The organism is Streptomyces sp. NPDC048461, from assembly GCF_055587105.1.
In genome coordinates, this window is sequence record NZ_JBVJGW010000041.1 from 17,764 (window position 1) to 34,884 (window position 17,121).

The 17,121-nt window shown below is 69.8% G+C and carries 15 protein-coding genes; 11 read left to right on the forward strand and 4 right to left on the reverse strand.

Annotated features, from left to right (window positions below; all coding sequences use genetic code 11):
* Positions 1-1,947: 1,947 nt before the first annotated feature.
* Positions 1,948-2,115: a hypothetical protein gene (locus ACZ6S8_RS37060; RefSeq protein WP_469462479.1), complete on the reverse strand. Its 168-nt coding sequence runs from the start codon at positions 2,113-2,115 to the stop codon at positions 1,948-1,950.
* An 856-nt stretch (positions 2,116-2,971) separates the two neighbouring features.
* Here ACZ6S8_RS37060 and ACZ6S8_RS37065 point away from each other — a divergent pair.
* The 8 genes from ACZ6S8_RS37065 (at position 2,972) to ACZ6S8_RS37100 (ending at position 12,003) form a co-directional block, all read left to right on the forward strand.
* Positions 2,972-3,349 carry a peptidase inhibitor family I36 protein gene (locus ACZ6S8_RS37065; RefSeq protein WP_469462481.1) on the forward strand — a complete coding sequence of 126 codons (378 nt, stop codon included), beginning with the start codon at positions 2,972-2,974 and terminating at the stop codon, positions 3,347-3,349.
* A gap of 79 nt (positions 3,350-3,428) precedes the next feature.
* Positions 3,429-4,133, forward strand: a complete 705-nt coding sequence (locus tag ACZ6S8_RS37070) for an ABC transporter ATP-binding protein (RefSeq protein WP_469462483.1) — start codon at positions 3,429-3,431, stop codon at positions 4,131-4,133.
* Complete coding sequence (locus tag ACZ6S8_RS37075; RefSeq protein WP_469462485.1) at positions 4,130-6,640, forward strand: FtsX-like permease family protein; 2,511 nt, start codon at positions 4,130-4,132, stop codon at positions 6,638-6,640. Before ACZ6S8_RS37070 ends, ACZ6S8_RS37075 begins: the two co-directional genes overlap by 4 nt.
* A 358-nt stretch (positions 6,641-6,998) precedes the next feature.
* Positions 6,999-7,208 carry a hypothetical protein gene (locus ACZ6S8_RS37080; RefSeq protein ID WP_469462486.1) on the forward strand — a complete coding sequence of 70 codons (210 nt, stop codon included), beginning with the start codon at positions 6,999-7,001 and terminating at the stop codon, positions 7,206-7,208.
* Positions 7,205-7,936: a restriction endonuclease gene (locus ACZ6S8_RS37085; protein ID WP_469462488.1), complete on the forward strand. Its 732-nt coding sequence runs from the start codon at positions 7,205-7,207 to the stop codon at positions 7,934-7,936. Before ACZ6S8_RS37080 ends, ACZ6S8_RS37085 begins: the two co-directional genes overlap by 4 nt.
* A gap of 1,078 nt (positions 7,937-9,014) precedes the next feature.
* On the forward strand, positions 9,015-10,118 hold the full coding sequence (locus ACZ6S8_RS37090; RefSeq protein ID WP_469462490.1) for a bifunctional DNA primase/polymerase: 1,104 nt from the start codon (positions 9,015-9,017) through the stop codon (positions 10,116-10,118).
* The gene (locus ACZ6S8_RS37095) at positions 10,115-11,632 is read left to right on the forward strand and encodes a DNA primase family protein (protein WP_469462491.1); all 1,518 of its coding nucleotides are present in this window, start codon (positions 10,115-10,117) and stop codon (positions 11,630-11,632) included. Before ACZ6S8_RS37090 ends, ACZ6S8_RS37095 begins: the two co-directional genes overlap by 4 nt.
* On the forward strand, positions 11,629-12,003 hold the full coding sequence (locus tag ACZ6S8_RS37100) for a DUF6009 family protein (protein ID WP_469462493.1): 375 nt from the start codon (positions 11,629-11,631) through the stop codon (positions 12,001-12,003). Before ACZ6S8_RS37095 ends, ACZ6S8_RS37100 begins: the two co-directional genes overlap by 4 nt.
* A gap of 38 nt (positions 12,004-12,041) precedes the next feature.
* Here ACZ6S8_RS37100 and ACZ6S8_RS37105 read toward each other — a convergent pair whose 3' ends face one another.
* Both ACZ6S8_RS37105 and ACZ6S8_RS37110 read right to left on the reverse strand, forming a co-directional pair.
* A complete protein-coding gene (locus ACZ6S8_RS37105; protein ID WP_469462494.1) occupies positions 12,042-12,209 on the reverse strand; it encodes a hypothetical protein in 168 nt (55 codons plus the stop codon).
* 599 nt (positions 12,210-12,808) lie between these two features.
* Positions 12,809-13,006 carry a hypothetical protein gene (locus ACZ6S8_RS37110; RefSeq protein ID WP_469462495.1) on the reverse strand — a complete coding sequence of 66 codons (198 nt, stop codon included), beginning with the start codon at positions 13,004-13,006 and terminating at the stop codon, positions 12,809-12,811.
* A gap of 110 nt (positions 13,007-13,116) precedes the next feature.
* Between ACZ6S8_RS37110 and ACZ6S8_RS37115 the strand changes: the two genes are divergently transcribed.
* The 3 genes from ACZ6S8_RS37115 to ACZ6S8_RS37125 all read left to right on the forward strand — a co-directional run bounded on the left by ACZ6S8_RS37115 (position 13,117) and on the right by ACZ6S8_RS37125 (position 16,097).
* On the forward strand, positions 13,117-13,407 hold the full coding sequence (locus ACZ6S8_RS37115; RefSeq protein ID WP_469462497.1) for a hypothetical protein: 291 nt from the start codon (positions 13,117-13,119) through the stop codon (positions 13,405-13,407).
* A 351-nt stretch (positions 13,408-13,758) separates the two neighbouring features.
* Complete coding sequence (locus tag ACZ6S8_RS37120; RefSeq protein ID WP_469462498.1) at positions 13,759-14,148, forward strand: DUF6354 family protein; 390 nt, start codon at positions 13,759-13,761, stop codon at positions 14,146-14,148.
* A 959-nt stretch (positions 14,149-15,107) separates the two neighbouring features.
* Positions 15,108-16,097 carry a helix-turn-helix domain-containing protein gene (locus ACZ6S8_RS37125; protein WP_469462500.1) on the forward strand — a complete coding sequence of 330 codons (990 nt, stop codon included), beginning with the start codon at positions 15,108-15,110 and terminating at the stop codon, positions 16,095-16,097.
* Positions 16,098-16,228: 131 nt separating this feature from the next.
* On the opposite strand, the gene ACZ6S8_RS37130 is transcribed toward ACZ6S8_RS37125, so the two are convergent.
* Entirely contained in the window at positions 16,229-16,471 is a 243-nt protein-coding gene (locus tag ACZ6S8_RS37130; protein WP_469462501.1) for a hypothetical protein, read from the reverse strand.
* Positions 16,472-17,121 lie beyond the last annotated feature (650 nt).

Genomic DNA, 17,121 nt, shown 5'->3' on the forward strand with positions numbered 1-17,121 from the left:
ATGCGGTTTGGGTTGGGGGGGGGCGGGGGGATTCCCCCATTGGCGGCCGGCTCGCCCGGGCCACCGCCCAACGCTCACCAGCACGGTCTGAACCCAGAGAAGCCCGCCTTAGATCCCCGCAGACGCCGAACACCGGCCGAAGACAAAGGAAGTGACGCCCACTCGATTGCACAACTCCATGCAAGGACCACCGCGGATCAGGCCCCCACAGCGCCAGTCCGCTAGTTCCTTGCTGCTTCAACCCACCCCGAGCTCCCGGAGCGCACCATTACTCCTGCCCATGGGGACGGTTTCGCACTGCCTTCTGCCGGCACAGCGCCCCTCCCAGACGAATACACTTCCACCCGAAACGCCCAGGCATCGGTTGGCCGCACCCGACTCAGTCGCCGCCCCACAACGGCGCTGACTCCCAAGGACCTCGAAGAGATTCTCAGCCGCCGCGGCCGAGTCAAGGTGCCGTGGCGCCTGGTCTCCTCACCGGCCTCCCCCGACGCCGCCCTGTCGGTCTACATCAAGACCGCAGCCCTGGGCTGGCGACCCGAAGGGTGCACGGCGGGCGTCACGGTGCTCGCCGGCTACCTGCGGATGAGCCCTTCCACCGTCGAACGGGGACTGCGGGCCCTATCCCACCCCGATCCCACCGACGCCGTGGTCGAACTGACCTCGCGGCGCCGGACCAAGACCGGCGGACTGGGGACAACGGCTGAGCGACGCGTTCGGCAACTGCGGCGCCAGGAGCCCTTCGTCTGGGTACCCGTGATCGCGGCGGAACTCCTCGAACCACGACAGCTCAGGGCGTGGGCAGCCCTTGCGTACGCAGATGCCCGAGGCATGCACGTGTCGCTGGCACAGCTGGGCGAGGTTCTGTTGCACCACTCCGGCAAGCGGGCAGGACGGGCCATCGGAGCGGGCTCGGCCTCCGCAGTCGTCGATTCCTTGGAGGCACTGGGCTGGCTGCGGGTCCACCGACGGGAAGGGCTCCAGGGCCGGCACCTCTACGAAGTCCTGGAGCGTCCTTGCGGCGTCGACGCGTCGCAAGGATCCGAGCCTGCCCCTGCGCAGGCTCGCGATACAAGCGCCGCCACTTGCCGTGTTGGTGACGGATCGGGATACGAAATCGGTGACGGATCCCTCGCGACTGAGGAAGACCCGCAGATTGACCGACGCGTGCTCGAAGGTGGGTTGAACTCATCCGCCGTAGGCGAGACTCAGGTAGTAGCACGCGACGCGGGGCAAAAAGGCAGGCAGACCAGCAGTTCCGCCGTCAGCCCTTCCGCAAATCTCGCGCTTCGCGCGGATGTGCCCTCATCTCCCTCCCGAAAGCAGCCGACAACCCACCCGGATCCCTACAGCGGGCCAGCTCTGACGTTCAGCCCCCGGCTGGCATTCGTCATGGAGCCCGTGAGGTGGCTGATTCAGCGCGTCTCCGTCTACGTGCAACGGGCACTCGCACGCCAGCTCGGGTCGCAGCTGGCGGAGGGCGTGGAGCCTCAGCGACTGCGGGCACGGCTCGAATCGAGGTTCGCCCGGACTTCCCCGCAGGACATGCGCAACGTTGCGGGCTGGTTGCTGAAGGTGGCCGCCGTGCGCTGGGGTTGCCACGACCCGCGCTGCGAGGAAGGCATCCGCTGGCATTCGGGGGAGCAGTGCCCTGAATGCCTGGCGGTACGCCTTGAGCGGAGGACAAGGCGTCAGCGCCAGGACCTTCTCGACGCCGGAGTCTGCCCCGAGTGCCGCTGCCAGGTGAATGAGAGCGGCCGATGCCTGATCTGCCAGCCCCCACCGGCGGCTCCTCGGCACAAAACGGACAGCTCCAACGCCCCGACAGCCTCCGTACCTACATCCGCACGCCACGAGACACTGCCTGCTCGGTGCCTGGACTGCTCCACCTGGGCCGAAGATCTGGACAACACGGGACGCTGCCGCTGCTGCGGCGTGCAGGCCGCTCTACGGAAGGCCGAGACCGAAGCCATGGATGCGGCAGGAGCCGGACTTGTGGCCGGTATGAAGATCATGGCGGCGAACCAGGCCTGTACGGATGTTCGCCGCAAGGTTGCTGCCGTCCGCCAGGCGGCCGTTGCAGCCGGACTTGACCAAGAAGAAGCGGATGCCCATGCGGTTGCCGCAGCTAGTGAAGCAGCGCGACTCTGGACAGCGACGCAGTCGCCATGTTCACGTTCCTACTCATAGCCCATCTCGCTCAGATCGGGTCCTGCTACTCGGCCGGCTGCTGTAGCAGTCCAGTGGCCGACGACAGCCCTGGTCCGGCCAAGTCCGGAGATCAGCGTCCGGGGTCAAGGCCCGCCGGGCTTCGTACGCATAGCGGGCCGTTGCCGGGCAGGCTCCTCGACAGCCCGCTCGGCGGCGGTACAGCCACGCACAGAGCGCACCTCCTGGTCGTTGAGGGACGCCGGTCCGTGCCCGAGAGTGCGGCGCATGGTGCTCACGAGCGCAGTCTCGCAGCACCTTCAGGCCGGCCATGCTCCCCGGCTGGTGCATGCCTGATCGCCGACCGGCGTTCTACCCGGTGACATGCCGACCATGCTGTCGGGGCTGCAGTACGGGCAGGCCCTGGCCAAGAAGGCGACCGCGAGCGCAAGCCGCCCCGTAGCGCCTGAAGGAGCCCGCGCCGGGCCGCCATCGGGCGCGCCGAGTGGATGGCTTGCTCTCGATGTCCATCGCTATGTGAGGGCTGTCCCCCAGGCCCCAGGGGGCGTCGTGCGTAGCCCGATGCACTGCAGTTCGAGCGCGCCGGGAAGGCCGTGCGTCGTTTCTGGCCAACTAGGGATCGAGACCGGCCGAAGGTCTTTATTGCTTCGACTTTGCGTCCAGCAGAACCTAAGTTCGATTGCTGTACGACAACCGGCCAGGGGGAGGGCGGCTGTTGTGGCATCTTTCGGCATGTTTTGCCGTCTCCTTCCCCATCGCGCGCAGGGTCTTCCCTGCTCGTCCATAGAAGGAGTGAATTTCCGTGACGCGTAAGAAACTGACGCTCGGTCTGTTCGCCGCCGCGATGATCATCGGGGGAGTGGGGACGGCGAACGCCGCCCCGCTCGGATGCGAGTCGGGCGGCTGGGTCTGTCTCTACCGGGACGACGACTACAAGGGCGGTCAGGTCAGCCTGACCGGCAGCACCACCGGCATCACCCACCTGAGCTCGTACGGGTTCAACGACAACGCCGACTCGTACTTCAGCAACTACAGCAACGACTCGGCGTGGTGGACGGACGCCAACTACGTTGGCCGCCGGGTGTGCATGCACAGCTACACCAGCAACCGCAGCTTCAGCTTCCAGGACTCCGACGAGGCCAGTTCTGCGAAGAAGCTGAGTTCCCCGACCGCCTGCTGAACACGGTCTGCGTGAGGTGAACTGAGGGGCGGCCGGTTTTCCCCGGCCGCCCCTCGCGTATGAGAGGACGACCCTTCGCATGGGCAACAACGTGGCGGTCACCGCCGCCGGAGTGGGCAAGACGTTCCCGATGGGCAAGCAGACGGTGTCCGCGCTGAGAGAGGTCTCGCTGTCCCTGCCGGCCGGCACGCTGACCGCGCTGACGGGGCCATCGGGATCCGGGAAGAGCACCCTGCTGCACCTGATCGCCGGCTTGGAGCGGGTCGACGCGGGAACCCTGGAGGTTCTGGGCCACCAGGTCCACGCCAGCACGAACGCCGAGCTGTCGGCGCTGCGGCTGCGCGAGATCGGCTTCGTGCACCAGGACTTCAGCCTCCTGGCCGACCTGACCCTCGCCGAGAACGTCCGCCTGCCCCTCGAAGCGACCGGGACCGCCCGGGGCCTGGCGGACAAGGCGGCGCGCGAGGCGATGGCGCGCGTTGGCCTGGCGGAACTGGAGGACCGCTTCCCGGCCGAGGTGTCGGGCGGACAGCAGCAGCGCGCCGCGATCGCCCGGGCCATCGTCGGAGACCGCACCCTGGTCCTGGCCGACGAGCCCACCGGGTCACTCGACTCGAAGACCGGCGCCGAGATCATGGACGTCCTGGGCCGGCTCCGCGACGACGGCGTCACCGTCGTCCTGAGCACACACAACCCCGCCAACCTCTCCCACGCCGACCACATCGCCGTACTGCACGACGGCACCCTGCTCTCCTTCGACACCGCGAAGGGCGGCAGCGCATGAAGACCGGCTACCTCAACCTGGTCGGCCGGCGCACCGTCCTCGGCCGCGGGAGCCGCCGTACCGGCCTGCTGGTGCTGCTAGCCCTGCCCGTCCTGCTCGCCACTCTCGCCGCCGGCCTGTTCGCCTCGGTAGCCGCTACCGCCGCACAGCGCGCCACCAGCACTCTGGGCGCCGCCGACGGCTACGTCACCCAGTCCGACCCCCAGGCACCGGCCGCCCTCGCGCAGGAACTCACCCGGCGCGCACCGGGCATCACGACCCTCGCGATCGACGACAACAGCGACTTCCCCGTCTGGGCGAAGGACCGCACCGTCTCGGTGCGCTACCTGGACACCGACTGGTCCTCGCCGCTGATGAAGGACCGCTACCGGCTGCTGGAGGGCCGATTCCCCGCCCGGCACGGCGAGATCGCCATCAGCCGGGCCCTGGCCGACGCCCACGGCCTGCGACCGGGCGACAGCCTGCCCTACCGCTGGCAGCGCAAGACACCCGCCCGGATCGTCGGCCTGGTCCAAAGCCCGCAGGCCCACGCCGCCTACGACTACCTCGCCGCCGCCGGCCAGCTCCGCGCCTGGCCCAAGACCGGGGCCGACACCACCAACGTCTCCCCCTCCGGCTACGGGCTCCTGATCGCCGGCGACCCCACCGCCATGGCCACCGCACGCGAGCTCCTCGCCGAGAAGGGCCTGCAGGCCGAGACCCGGCAGAACATCGCCGACTCCCGCACCATGATCGAACGCGAACCCGCCCTGCTCCTGGTGCCCGGCATCGTCGTCCTGGGCGTCATCGCCGCAGGCGCCTTCGCTCTGCGCATGCGCCGCACCCGCTCCGAGTTCGCCATCCTCGCCTCACTCGGCATCCCCGACCGCCAGGTGCGCCAGGCCGCCATTCTCGGATCGGTGTCGGCCAGCGCGATCGCCGTTCCCGCCGGCTGGCTCGCCGCCAGCCTGCTCACGGCGGCCGCCCGCCCCTTCCTGCCCCGTTTCACGGACAAGGACACCGCCCCCTACGACCCGCTCCTGGCCGGCGGCCTGCTGACGATTCTGCTGTCCGTCGCCGTGGCCGCCCTTGCTGCGGTCCTGACTTCCCGTCACCCTGCGGGCCTGCCGGTCCGCGAACGCACTCGCGCCGTCGCCCGCACCGGCAGGCGCGCCCGCCTCTGGGCACCAGCGCTCTGCGGACTCGCGGCTCTGGCCCTCGCCAGCGCCGTCACCTTCCAGGACGAGGAGGCGCTGGCCGCCTCCGCGGCCGTCACCGCCATCGCGGCCCTCGCCGCCGCAGCGCTCACCCGCATCGCCGACGTCCTGGCAGCCCTGGCCCGCATGGCCGACCGCACCCTGAGCGCACGCATCGCCCTGCGCGCCTTCGCCCGGGACCCCCGCCGCCCCGTCTCCGCGATCGTGATCGGCTCCGTCGCCCTCGCCCTGACCGTCGGCATCCTCGGCACCCTCTCCAGCGTCACCGCCCAGGGCCGCGCCGCCTACGTCGGCAGCCGCCACCTCGACCAAGTCGAAGCCCTCCTCTACTCGGGCAGCGACCCCGCACACGTCGAAGCGGCCCTCACCCCCGTCTTCCCCGCCGGCACGCCGATCGTCCGCGGCACCTACCCCGTCGACCAGAGCCTCCTGGACGCCGCGGCCACACCGGCCCAGACCCCGCCGTGGAGCGTCGCCTGGCAGGCGGGCGGGGAACTCACCGACCGCAAGCAGATGATCCACGTCGTCGACGACGAGAAGACCTTCACCGTGCTGACCGGCCGGACCTGGTCCGCCCGCGAGCGCCAGGCCCTTCAGGCCGGGCGAATCCTGGTCCTGTCGCCCGACTACATCAACGGCGACCGCATCACACTGTCCCGGCCCACCAGCCCCGCTCAGGACAAGCCCGACACCCGGCGCGACGCGGCCGGCGCGGTCCTGTCCGACCCCGTCGACGCCACCACCCTCACCCGCGCCTCCGCCTACCTCACCACTCCCACCGCCCGCGCGCTGGGAGCGACCCCTGTCACCTACTCGGTCATCGCCGCACCGGCCACACCCCCGGCCGGGCTGGAGGAAAAACTCGTCACCGCCCTCGAACCGGTCGACGTCGTCATGGCCGACGTCCGCATCGAAACCGGCCCCGAGCTCACCCCTCCCTTCCTCTGGTACCTCCTGCTCGGCCTCGCCCTAGCCGCCGTCGTCACCGTCCTCGCCATCACCGTGACCGCCTCCGCCGCCGAACTCAGAGCCGACCTCATCCGCCTCCACCGCATCGGCCTCTCCCCACGGACCCTGCGCCAGATCGTCGTCTGGCAGTCCCTCACCATCGCCGCGCTCGCCGGCGCCCTCGGCATCGCCGCGGGCTGGGGCCTGACCGCCGCCCGCAACTGGCCCGCCGACATCCCCGTCGTCATGGACTGGACCGCCGTCCTCGCCGTCCTCACCCTCACCGTTCTCCTCGGCGCCGCCTACGGCGCCCTAGCCGCACCCCGCCGCCTCGGAAACACCCTCAACCGCACCGAAACCTGACGCGCACCACGGCGGTCGACAATCGGACGGCGGCCCAGCACCCGGCCCCCAGCCACGATGGAGCGCTCTGGCGCGCACACTGATGCCCGGCAGGGAATACGGCGCAGCAGTCGGCGATGACGAGGGCAGGAGCGGCGCGACGCCTGGAGGATGTCCCGGGGGCCTTGCAGCCGAGCGGGAGTTCGGAGGCCGGAAGAGCAGGCCGTAACGCGGCTGCGCGGTATTCGGCCAGTTCCGATGTCTTTGTGCCATTGCCGGGCAACCCGCCTCCAGCATCACCGATGCCCGCTAGACAGGAGACTGCAGGTAGCGCTCCGCCTACCCTGCGTGGTGATGGCCGGTGGGGGAGGCTGAACGGTTGCTGACCATCAACGTGGCGCTGCTGCTCGCAGTCATCGTATTCATCCGACTGCGGCGGCGCACTGAGTCCCGTAGCCGCTTCGACGAGAAGATGACCGTGGTCAGCGTCCTGGCGCTGGGAGTCCTGCTCGCTCCCACCCCTGTCGGCCAGGGAATCTTGAACGTCCTGGGTCAACTCGCGAGCGGCGTCGCGCAGGCCAGCCGATGAGCCCGCGCGCGCGCAAGGGCCGGGCAACGACCAGGCGCCCGGTGGCGCGGCGGCGTACGCGCAGGCCGAGCAAGCGACAACAGCGCGCGGAGGACCGGCTGCTCGGGATCCTCGTGGCCGGGGTCGCGGCTGTCGCCTTGGCGGTGGCCTTGATCAACTGGCTGTTGGCCCACTGGTGGGTGCTGACTGTCATCGGTGTGCTCGCGGTCCTGGCCGGCGGAACCTGGATCCGCCAGCAGCAGCAGAAGGCGAGGTGGGAAGCGGTCCACGCACAGAGCCTGCGGTACGGGCTGGCCCAGCTGGACGCCCTGCACCACTCCCAGTTCGAGGACGCGGTGCGCGACCTCATGCGTCGGGACGGCTGTCAGGACGCGGTGCGCGTCGGCGGCGGCGGAGACCTGGGCGCGGATGTGAAGGCCACCGACCCCTGGGGCAGACACTGGGTGATCCACCAGTGCAAGCACCGGCGCAACGGACTTGCCGGGTCCGCCGTGGGCACGCCGGACCTCCAGGTCCTCAACGGCACGGCCCGCCAGGTCCACGGCGCCGACATCGCGGTGATCGTGACGAACGGCCGGGTCACCGCCCCGGCCGTGGCCTTCGCCAAGCAGCAGCGCCTCCACGTCATCGACCGCCACACCCTCGGAGAATGGGCATCCGGCTCACGCCCCCTGTGGGAGATGCTCCGGGCCGTCCCCCCACCCCGCAAGCCGACCTTCCTGTCCTGAGCAGCCAACCGCAATCTGAGCAGCGAACCTGGCCCGACGCTGTTCGGTGAAGCGGCCGGGTTCGGCAGCCTTGATCTCCGGGACCTCCATGACGGGGGAGGAGACCGCGCCGCCGGTCAGCAGCGGGTGGAGCTGATAGAGACCGTCCTCGAGGCTCCAGGCAAGCCCGCACTCGCGCAGCTTCTTGAAGCCACGGTTCACGGTCGGCTTGCTTCCTCCCAGCTCGGCGCACATCGCGTTCTGGCTGATCGAAGCAGTGCCGGTCTCCGGGTTGCTGAGGGTCCTTCGGCCAGCTGCTGGGAGAATACGCCAGCCGACGGGGCCCCGGCCGGGCAATGCGAGCAGTTGCCATGGGAGTCGCCGGGGCTTTTCAGCCAGAGCTGGTACTCCGCACCGCCCGCGCTGCCGGCCCGCGACGTCACGCCGAGCATGCGCCGCCAGTCGCTTCGCATAGTCGTCGGCGACGGCGGTGTCGTCGAAATCGGAGACGTTGACAGGGGTCCAGGCTGCCCGCCGGGATCGAGGGGCAGGCTCTTCCGTCCCGGCGCAGGTCTCCGGCGTTGGGGCAGGGAAGTCCTCTGGGCTGCTTCGTTCTTGCCGAGCTCTGCAGCCCCCGCGGTGTGGCGGCTGCGGGCTGGAAGAGTGCCTGGGTTCGTTGGAGAGGTTCGTGGCCCAGCGGGGGAGCGACTCAGTCCAGGTTCAGTCACTGAGTTGGGGCGCTGTCTAAAAGTGCAGGTCAAAGATGTCTCGTGGCTGGATCAGCGACTGAAGCGACTGAACTTCAGGTATATGAGGACATTCCTGTGTGCGCGTGTGCGTCATATATAGGAGAGTTCAGTCGCTTCAGTCGCTGATCAGTGCTTTCTGTGGCCTTGACCTGCGGTTTTGCAGAAAGCGGCTCAAGCGACCCAAGACATGAGTCGCTCAGTCAGCCTCTTCAGTCGCTCAGCGGCGTCTCGACCGGGCGCTGGGCGACACGCCGGTGCTGGTGGGCTCGACACGCTGCACACGCTTCCTGGCGAACTTCGCTAGTCTGTGTTCATTGTTGAGTCGCTTGAGTCGCTGTGAGGGGAAGCACATGCCTGCTGAGCTGCGGTTTTCTCGCAGCGACTCAGGGCAGACACCCCTTGAGCGCTCAGTCGCTGGCCTGCGGCTGGCCCGCTGGTGCGCCAGCAACGGCTGGCCGGTCCTGCCCCTCGCCCCCGGCAGGAAAACACCGTCCGCCAACTGCCGCGAATGCACGAAGCCGGGCCACACCCACACGAACTGCCCCTGCCTCCAGGCAGGCCGCTGGTGCCACGGCTTCCACGCCGCGACCCTGGACTACTCCCGCATCGAGCAGTGGTGGACCACCAACCCCGCGCAGGGGGTCGGAGTTGCCTGCGGACCGGCAGACCTCGTGGTCATCGACATCGACGCACATGCAAGCGAACCCCCTCCGCGAGACCGACTCCTGCCGGGAATCCCCATCGGTGACGCCGTGGACCTGCGAGGCCTGCGCACCGGCTTCCACTCCCTGGCCGTACTCGCGGCACTCCGCGGGGAGACCTCGCCCTCCGACGACGAGTCGACCCTCCGGGTCCGGACTCCGTCCGGAGGCATGCACGTCTGGTACCGGGCCACCGACGGTCGCCGCTGGCAGTGCTCGACAGGAGCAGGGAAAAGAGCCCTCGCCTGGCAGGTCGACGTCCGCGCGCACGGCGGATACATCGTCGCCCCCGGGACCAGAATCTCCACCGGAACGTACAAGCTGCTGGGATCTGTTCGGCAACCCGCCCCACTGCCGGCCTGGCTGGCCCATGAACTCCAGCGGACCGGACACCTTCCCGCAGCGCACATCCCCGCCCCCCGCCCAGTGCCGTCCCGGGCTAGGCAGGCCGTCCTCGCGGCCGGTGGCGGCCAGGACAAGACGACCCGGCTGCTGACCGCGCTCCTCGCTGAAGTCACCGCATGCGCCCAAGTCGCTGAGGGAGCCGGTTTCACGGAAAAGCTGAACAGGGCCGCCTACACCCTGGGAGGGCTCGTCGCTGCCGGCCATCTCACCCAGTCCACCGCCGAGGATGCCCTGCGGGAAACCGCCGCGGTCGTTCGCCCCGGGCAGGAACAGCGGTCCAGCCAGATCATCCGGACCGGCATGACCGCCGGCGCCCAGCGCCCCCTGCACCTCGGAGGCCGCCGGTGACACCCACGCCCGAGACGGACAGCTTCCTCTTCGACTTCAACCCCGAAGCAGTCGCCGCGCAGATCCTCGCCCAGGAGCCTCCCCGGCCGGTGCCTGCCCAAAGCACCGAGCAGGCCCACCTCGACCACGCGACTCCCGCCGGGCTGCTGCCCGACACCCTCAGCGACCGCGGCAACGCCAAGCTGTTCGTACGCCTCTACTCCGGCGACTACCGGCACGTCCCCGGCCTGGGCTGGTACCGGTGGGACACCACCCGCTGGCAGGTCGACGAGGACGACACCGTCGTCTGGGCCGCAGGCGACCTCGCCGAAGCCATCGCGACAACAGACCCCCGCGGTCTGCACAGCAACCAGTCCCTCCAGAAGCACCGCCGCCGGGCCCTGAGCACGTCGGGAGTGAACGCCATGCTCACCCAGGCCAAGTCGGCCCCCGGTATGGTCCTGCGCGCCGAACTCCTCGACGCCGACCCGTACGTCCTGTGTACCCCCGCCGGCATCGTCGACCTGCACACCGGACTCATCCGCGCACCCCAGCCCGACAAGGACTTCCATTCCCGCTCCACCTCCACCGGACCCAAGCAACAGCCCACCCCCCGGTGGGATCGGTTCCTCAAGGACACCTTCGGCAGCGACGCCGAAGGCCGGGAGATGATCGACTTCCTGCACCTGATGCTCGGCTACTCCATCACCGGAGACGTCGGCGCCCAGGTCATGCCTTTCCTCTTCGGCGGCGGCAAGAACGGCAAGTCCGTCCTCCTCGACGTCCTGATGAAACTCCTCGGTGACTACGCCGACGCGGCCCCGCCCGGCTTCCTCATGGCCCGCACCTTCGACGGTCACCCCACCGAGCTCGCTGAACTCCACGGCCGCCGGGTCATCGTCTGCTCCGAGGTCAAGCCCGGAGACAAGTTCGACGAAGCCCGCGTCAAACTCCTCACCGGCGGCGACCGGATCAAAGCCCGCCGCATGCGGCAGGACTTCTTCTCCTTCGCCCCCACCCACAAGCTCTGGCTCATCGGCAACCACCGCCCCGAAGTCGGAACCGGCGGCTTCGCCTTCTGGCGCCGCATGCGCCTGGTCCCCTTCGACAAGGTCGTCTCCGACGACCGCAAGATCGACAACCTCGCCGACATCCTCGTCACCGAAGAAGGCCCCGGCATCCTCGCCTGGCTCATCGACGGCGCCCGCCGCTACCTCGCCGGCGAGAAGGACCTCACCGGGCCCGCCCCGGTCCGCATCGCCACCACCGCATACGCCGAAACCGAAGACCACACCGGCCGCTTCTTCGAAGAAAGCTGCACCCTCCACGCCGACCACCGGGCAGAACAAGCCCGCCTCTACAACGTCTACCGCACCTGGTGCCAGAATGAAGGCGCGCCCACCATCTCCTCCCGCGCCTTCGCGGCACGGGCCCGCGAGCTGGTAGGCCTCGCATCACCCAAAGAAATGATCTTGTCGAACTCGAAGAAGTACTACCCCGGTATCGGGCTGCTCGCAGAGGAGGAGAACGCATGAGCTCGCTCATCTCCGACGACGAGATCCAACACGAGGTCGACCTGGTCTGGCTCGAAGACGTCACCGAACTCGACTACGTACGCCAGTCCCTCGACCGGCTCCCCACCCGCCGAGGCAAGCCCGCCTACCACCGAGATGGCCGCCTTCTCGGATACGCCCAGCTGGGCCCGCAAGCCAAGCCCTCCCGCTCCAGCGGCACCTTCCGCCGCCGCGTGTTCTGGCTGCTCCCGCACGATCGCGACGCCGTCCCCGATGGCCTCTACGCATCCGGAGCCCCCGCGGAAGCTGTAGACCCCACCACGCTCGCCGCCGGAATCAAGGGCAGGAAGACCGAACGTTCCGAGCGACCAGCGCAAGCAGCCGACGTCTAGACGAAACGGCTGCAAGAGACACAGCCCATGTCTGGACTTCAGTCGCTTCGGTCGCTGATTCGAAAACCTTGGTCCTCTGACCTGCACATTTTGAGCGAGAGGCTGAAGGTGAGCGCGAAGTCCACCAAGGCGCGTGCCTCGTCGGCGCTGATCATCTCCAGTCGGGGCTCGGTCACGGAGTCGAGCAGCTCCAGGGCCTGATCCATGCCCGGAACCAGCGGGGCCCGGCCCGGCAGGCACCGCGGGCTCGGCCGCTGCGGGTGGCCCTCGCCAGTCCCAGTCGGGCGCGCCAGCGGCCCCGGCGGCCGCAGACCCTACGGGGCGCATCCAGCCGCAGCCATGCGCTTTCCCAGCTCGCGCGCCCTTCACGACCTGAGCGACCGAAGCAAGCCGCCCACGTGTAAGCGAAGCGGTTGTAAAAGCAGAACGTATGTCTGGACTTCAGTCGCTTCGGTCGCTGATCTCAACTCTGTAGCCCTCTGACCTGCAATCTCGCGAGGCCGTCAAAAGTGCGCAGCGCCTTGACGAAGCACCCGTCCAGAGGGCTCCCGATCTCGTCGAGCCGCTGGCGGGCATCGGTCATCAGGTTATGACCGACTCCACGTCCACGCCCGGCAGTCTCCCGCCCGAGTCGCCACCGGGCCCGCGAACAGCACCGCGCGTCGATCGCATCGAGACCGCGCTGTGCCTCTCCAGGGGCCTGCCCGTCGCTGTGATCGGCTGCGGCCCCACTGGACTGGACAAACGCCGAGCAGGCAGGGGAGGGCATCGGTCTGGAGCCGCATCATCCGTGCGGTGGGTCGGGTCAACTACAGGGCTGAGGAGCCGGGTCCAGAGCATTGCCCACGACGTTGATCAGCCGTCCATCGCTGAACTGGACATCGACACCGTCCGTCAGGTCGTCGTACACAGTCACGACTTCTCCCACGCTGCCCTCCGGCAACCCAGGATCAGCAAAATTCGTCCTGACCGATGTTCCGACCGCCAACTCCATCGTCTTCATGGAGAGGACTATCTCTCGCCCACGCCATACCGGTCCAGGAGCTGTTTCCGCGTGCGGGTCGACTGCGGGGGCAGCGGCAGGGCAGACTCGGAGCCAAGGGAAGGGGCGCCATGACCGCACAACCAGTTCACCGCCACGAGCCCGAGCGGGTACCGCGCAATGCCGAGGGCATCGCGGCCGCTCTGTCGGGGGAGCGGAGGATGGAGTTCTACCGGGAGCTGCTGGCCGCGGCGCCGGAGAAGGCGGAGAACGTCCTGCGGCGATGGTGGCTGGAGGCGATGCTCGACTCCGACCCGGAAGCAGATCAGCGTGCCGACGCCGCACTCGCCGGCAAGACCTTGACCGTGTCGCTCGCCGAACTCCTTGTGCGGCGCCAGGGGGCAGGCCTCCCCGTTGAGTGATCCGTACGACGCCGGACTTCCCTGCGAGCTCGCTGAAGACGTCGCGCAGCTGATGATGGACCCCGCACTTCTCCCGGACGCGTTCGGTGCGCTCGTCGCCGCGATGGTCTCCATCAGCGACAGCGCGGGCATGGTCCCCGGGAGCACGGCCTCAGCAGCGCCGCCTCGCCCTCGGCGAGGAGGGGGCCCTCGGTATCGCGGAGTACGTCATCGTGGCGGACGGCGCCCCTCCCCACATTCTGGTCACCCATGTACAGCTGTACTGAGCGCCGGTGCCCTGGCGCACGAAAGCTGCAAGAATCCTGGTTCTGCAGAAGGTGTCCAGGCGTGCACGGATGAGAGGCGGGAGCGGTGAAGCAGCAGCGGACGGTGCGCGAGGGGCAGCTGTACCGGGACTTGGCGCGCGACATGATCCACCGCGACCGCCGTCTGAGAATCCTGGCCATCGGTGAGGACGGGCGCGCCGAATGCCTGGTGGAGCACGACCTCGACGGTACGGCGGGCCGTAAGCCGTTCATCCAGATCAAAGCCCTGACCACACCATCCCGTTACGAGTTCCTCGAGGACGCGGCGGACTTGGCAGCCGATCCCGGATACAGCCTCCTCCTGACCGCGATGGCAGCCGTCCACGGCCCGGGAGCCACACCGGCGGACTATGCCCGCGCGGCCTGGGACGTTCTCGGCCCGAAACCGGCAGAAGCAGACCCACAGCCGGTCGGCGCCCGCGCCCCGATCGGCTGAGAACCTGTTCAAGCGAGGAGGCGCCGATGAACCCCGCGATGCCTGACGACGAAGGCATGATCAGCCTGAAGGACTTCTTCGGCGACCCCGCCAACCACGCACCCCGTGCCGAGCCCGGTCAGGATTCGACGGCCGGCACTGCTGAACCAGCACCCTCCGTCTTCGATCCAACGACTGGCCGGGTCCGGATCATGGACAGCAAGTGCTCCACCTGCATCGGGCGAGCCGGTAACCCGGTCGGCCTCTCGCCACAGCGACGCCGCGAACTCCTCGGCCTACGCCCGGACGGCACCTACGACGAGGGGTGGACGGTCTGCCACTCCACACTGCCGGGCAACAGTGACGACCTGCCACCAGCGGTCTGTGCCTGGAACGCGCAACACCCCCAGGCGAGCATGCGCTCACTGGCCTTGCGGCTCGCAGCCGTATCCGGCACCGACCACATCACCCCCACCAGCCACTACTGTAACGCCGTACGGCCCGGCCTTCCAGGGAGCGGGCGTCGCGGGCGCGGGCAGCCTGTTCGAAGGCCTCGGCCGCGGCCTGCACGCGGTCGCGGACCAGGCCCGGGGAGTGAGGGGCAGCCACCGCCAGGAGGTTGCCGAGCGCGGCGACGTTGCCCGCGCCTTCGTCCAGCCCTGCGCGGCCCAGGAGCACGGACCAGATCGACCGAGACGTTGACCCACATCCGCACCCACGGGACCAGTCCGGCCGAGCACCCCGGCGGACGAGCCGGGGCGTCGGGGACGGCGTGCGCAGGTCGCCGGGGTGCTCGCGGACGCTGCGGGCAGAGGAAGGCCCTTACGGCTGTCCGGGTTCAGCCCGGGCGATCTTGTTGCGTGAGGTGACGCCCGGCTGTGAGGCTCGTTGATCGTTTCTGCACGGCTGCTGCGTCCTGCCGTGCCCGGCCGTGGCAGTCCCTGGCTGGCAGACGGTCCCGATCCGGAGGTGCACCGCCCGTGGTGGCGAACGGAAGTCCCACCGTCCGACGGCGCCGTCTGGGCGCGGAGCTGCGCCGGCTTCGTCTGGCCAGTGGCCTGACGGGTGCGCAGGTGGCCGTGGAGCTGATGGTCTCCCAGCCCAAGATCAGCTTGTTGGAGAACGGGCTCCGTGCGATCAGTCCCCGCGACGTGCGCGAGCTGTGCGGCCTGTACGGGGTCACGGACCTGCAGGCCGTCGAGTCGTTGATGCGGATGGCGAGGGAGTCGGGCCGGCGGGGGTGGTGGGTTGCCTGCGGCGAAGTCCCCTACAGCGTGTACATCGGCCTGGAGGGCGAGGCCGCCGCGATCTGCTCCTACGAGCCGCTGGTGATCCCCGGTCTGCTGCAGACGCCCGCCTACGCGGCCGCGGTCATCGCGGAAACGATCCCCCTGGCCACGGCCGAACAGGCCGCCGCGCGCCTTGAGGTACGGCTGCGCCGACAGCACCGGGTCCACCACCCGGCCCGGTCCTTCCGTCTCTGGGTGGTGCTGGACGAATCGGCACTGCACCGGGCGGTCGGCGGCCCCGCCGTCATGCGTGAACAGCTGGAGTACCTGAACCATCTCGGCACGCAGCCGCACGTCACCGTGCAGGTCCTCCCCCACAGCGCCGGAGCCCATCCCGGCGTCTCGGGGCAGTTCTCCGTCCTGCGCTTCACGGACGCCCCGGACGACGGGACGGTGTACCTGGAACGGTTCACCAGCGACCTCTACCTGGAGAAACGATCCGACGTACAGCACTACAGCGTCATGTACGAGCACCTCCAGGCCCAGGCCCTGAATCCAGACGACAGCCGCAGATTCATCACCCAGACCGCCGAGGTCCACGCCGCCACCTCCCCCTCAGTTCTCCCCGGTCGGGCTGCGGGCCAGCAACCCGCCTCACGCACCACGTGCCACCGGACCTCACCCGAGAGCCGCACCAGCAGCCCCACCGGAGACAGCCCGGCGTCCGGCCGCCGGCGGTGACCGTGGCGGGCGCCGTTCCAGAGCGCCCACCAGGCGGCCGCGGCCAACCCGGTCCCTGCCAGAACGCTCGCGCCGGTCCGGCGCTGCCTGCCCGTCATCACCGTCCGCCCCCTTTCCGTGCAGTTCCCCGGTCAGGCGCCGGGCGCGATGCCGGCTTTGCGGGCGGCGTGCCGCTGGACTTCCTCCGAGGGCGCCACCAGTGGCCCGATCGTCGGCGCCGCGGGCCGCGGCCGGCACACGGTGCCCCGGTACAAGGTCGCCAGCCCGGCTGTGCCGACCAGAACCGACCGAACGAAGTCCGCCTGCACCAGACCGAGGTCGCCCGCCCGCCATGCGGCCGCGAACAGCACGCCGGCCAGCAACAGGCCGTCCACAGCGATCCGGTCCCGGCCCGACAGCGCCCACCAGACCGCCCGTAGCCAGTCCGCGTACGCCCGGAAGGCCCGCCGACCGGGTGCAGGAGCCTTCGCCGTCACCGCGTACGCCCCGCGCTCCTGGTAGGTGCGGCCTGCTGCCGGTGAGCAGCGATCGCAGCTTCCGCCGGGACCTGCTGTCCGGGAGCCGCAGCGGCTGGGGTAGTGGTGGAGCGGCCGCTGCCGGGGAGACCCTCACGCGGGACGCGGGCGCGGCCGGGGCGGAGGGCGGTGCCGTCAGGAAGCGCAGGGTCGCGCCCACGCGAGATGGCCGACCGCGGTGGCGGCCTCCCGCACCCGCGCGCAGCGGCAGGGACGGGGCGGGGGCGGTGCCAGTGGCGGGCGCAGGTGCGGGTACCTGTCCCACCTCAGGCACACCCCACGGATCGCCACCCACCCACGCCTGACATCGGTACCACCGCACGCGATGCCGCCGCGGTCAGGCCTTGGGGCCAGGGGAGCCGGCGCCGGCCCCGGGATCAACACATGGCAGAGGGCGGGGGGGGGGGGGCCGGCGGGGGGGGGGGCCCCCCCCCCCCGGGGGGGGGGGGGGGTGGGGTGGGGGGGGGGGGGGGGCGGGGGGGCCGCCCCCCCCCGCGCGGGGGGGGAGG

What these genes read in the sequence shown, in the direction of transcription:
- ACZ6S8_RS37060 (WP_469462479.1), bottom strand. Translation starts at nt 2,115, where the DNA reads ATGGGCATCCGCTTCTTCTTGGTCAAGTCCGGCTGCAACGGCCGCCTG.
- ACZ6S8_RS37070 (WP_469462483.1), top strand. Translation starts at nt 3,429, where the DNA reads ATGGGCAACAACGTGGCGGTCACCGCCGCCGGAGTGGGCAAGACGTTC.
- ACZ6S8_RS37075 (WP_469462485.1), top strand. Translation starts at nt 4,130, where the DNA reads ATGAAGACCGGCTACCTCAACCTGGTCGGCCGGCGCACCGTCCTCGGC.
- ACZ6S8_RS37085 (WP_469462488.1), top strand. Translation starts at nt 7,205, where the DNA reads ATGAGCCCGCGCGCGCGCAAGGGCCGGGCAACGACCAGGCGCCCGGTG.
- ACZ6S8_RS37090 (WP_469462490.1), top strand. Translation starts at nt 9,015, where the DNA reads ATGCCTGCTGAGCTGCGGTTTTCTCGCAGCGACTCAGGGCAGACACCC.
- ACZ6S8_RS37100 (WP_469462493.1), top strand. Translation starts at nt 11,629, where the DNA reads ATGAGCTCGCTCATCTCCGACGACGAGATCCAACACGAGGTCGACCTG.
- ACZ6S8_RS37105 (WP_469462494.1), bottom strand. Translation starts at nt 12,209, where the DNA reads ATGGATCAGGCCCTGGAGCTGCTCGACTCCGTGACCGAGCCCCGACTG.
- ACZ6S8_RS37110 (WP_469462495.1), bottom strand. Translation starts at nt 13,006, where the DNA reads ATGAAGACGATGGAGTTGGCGGTCGGAACATCGGTCAGGACGAATTTT.
- ACZ6S8_RS37115 (WP_469462497.1), top strand. Translation starts at nt 13,117, where the DNA reads ATGACCGCACAACCAGTTCACCGCCACGAGCCCGAGCGGGTACCGCGC.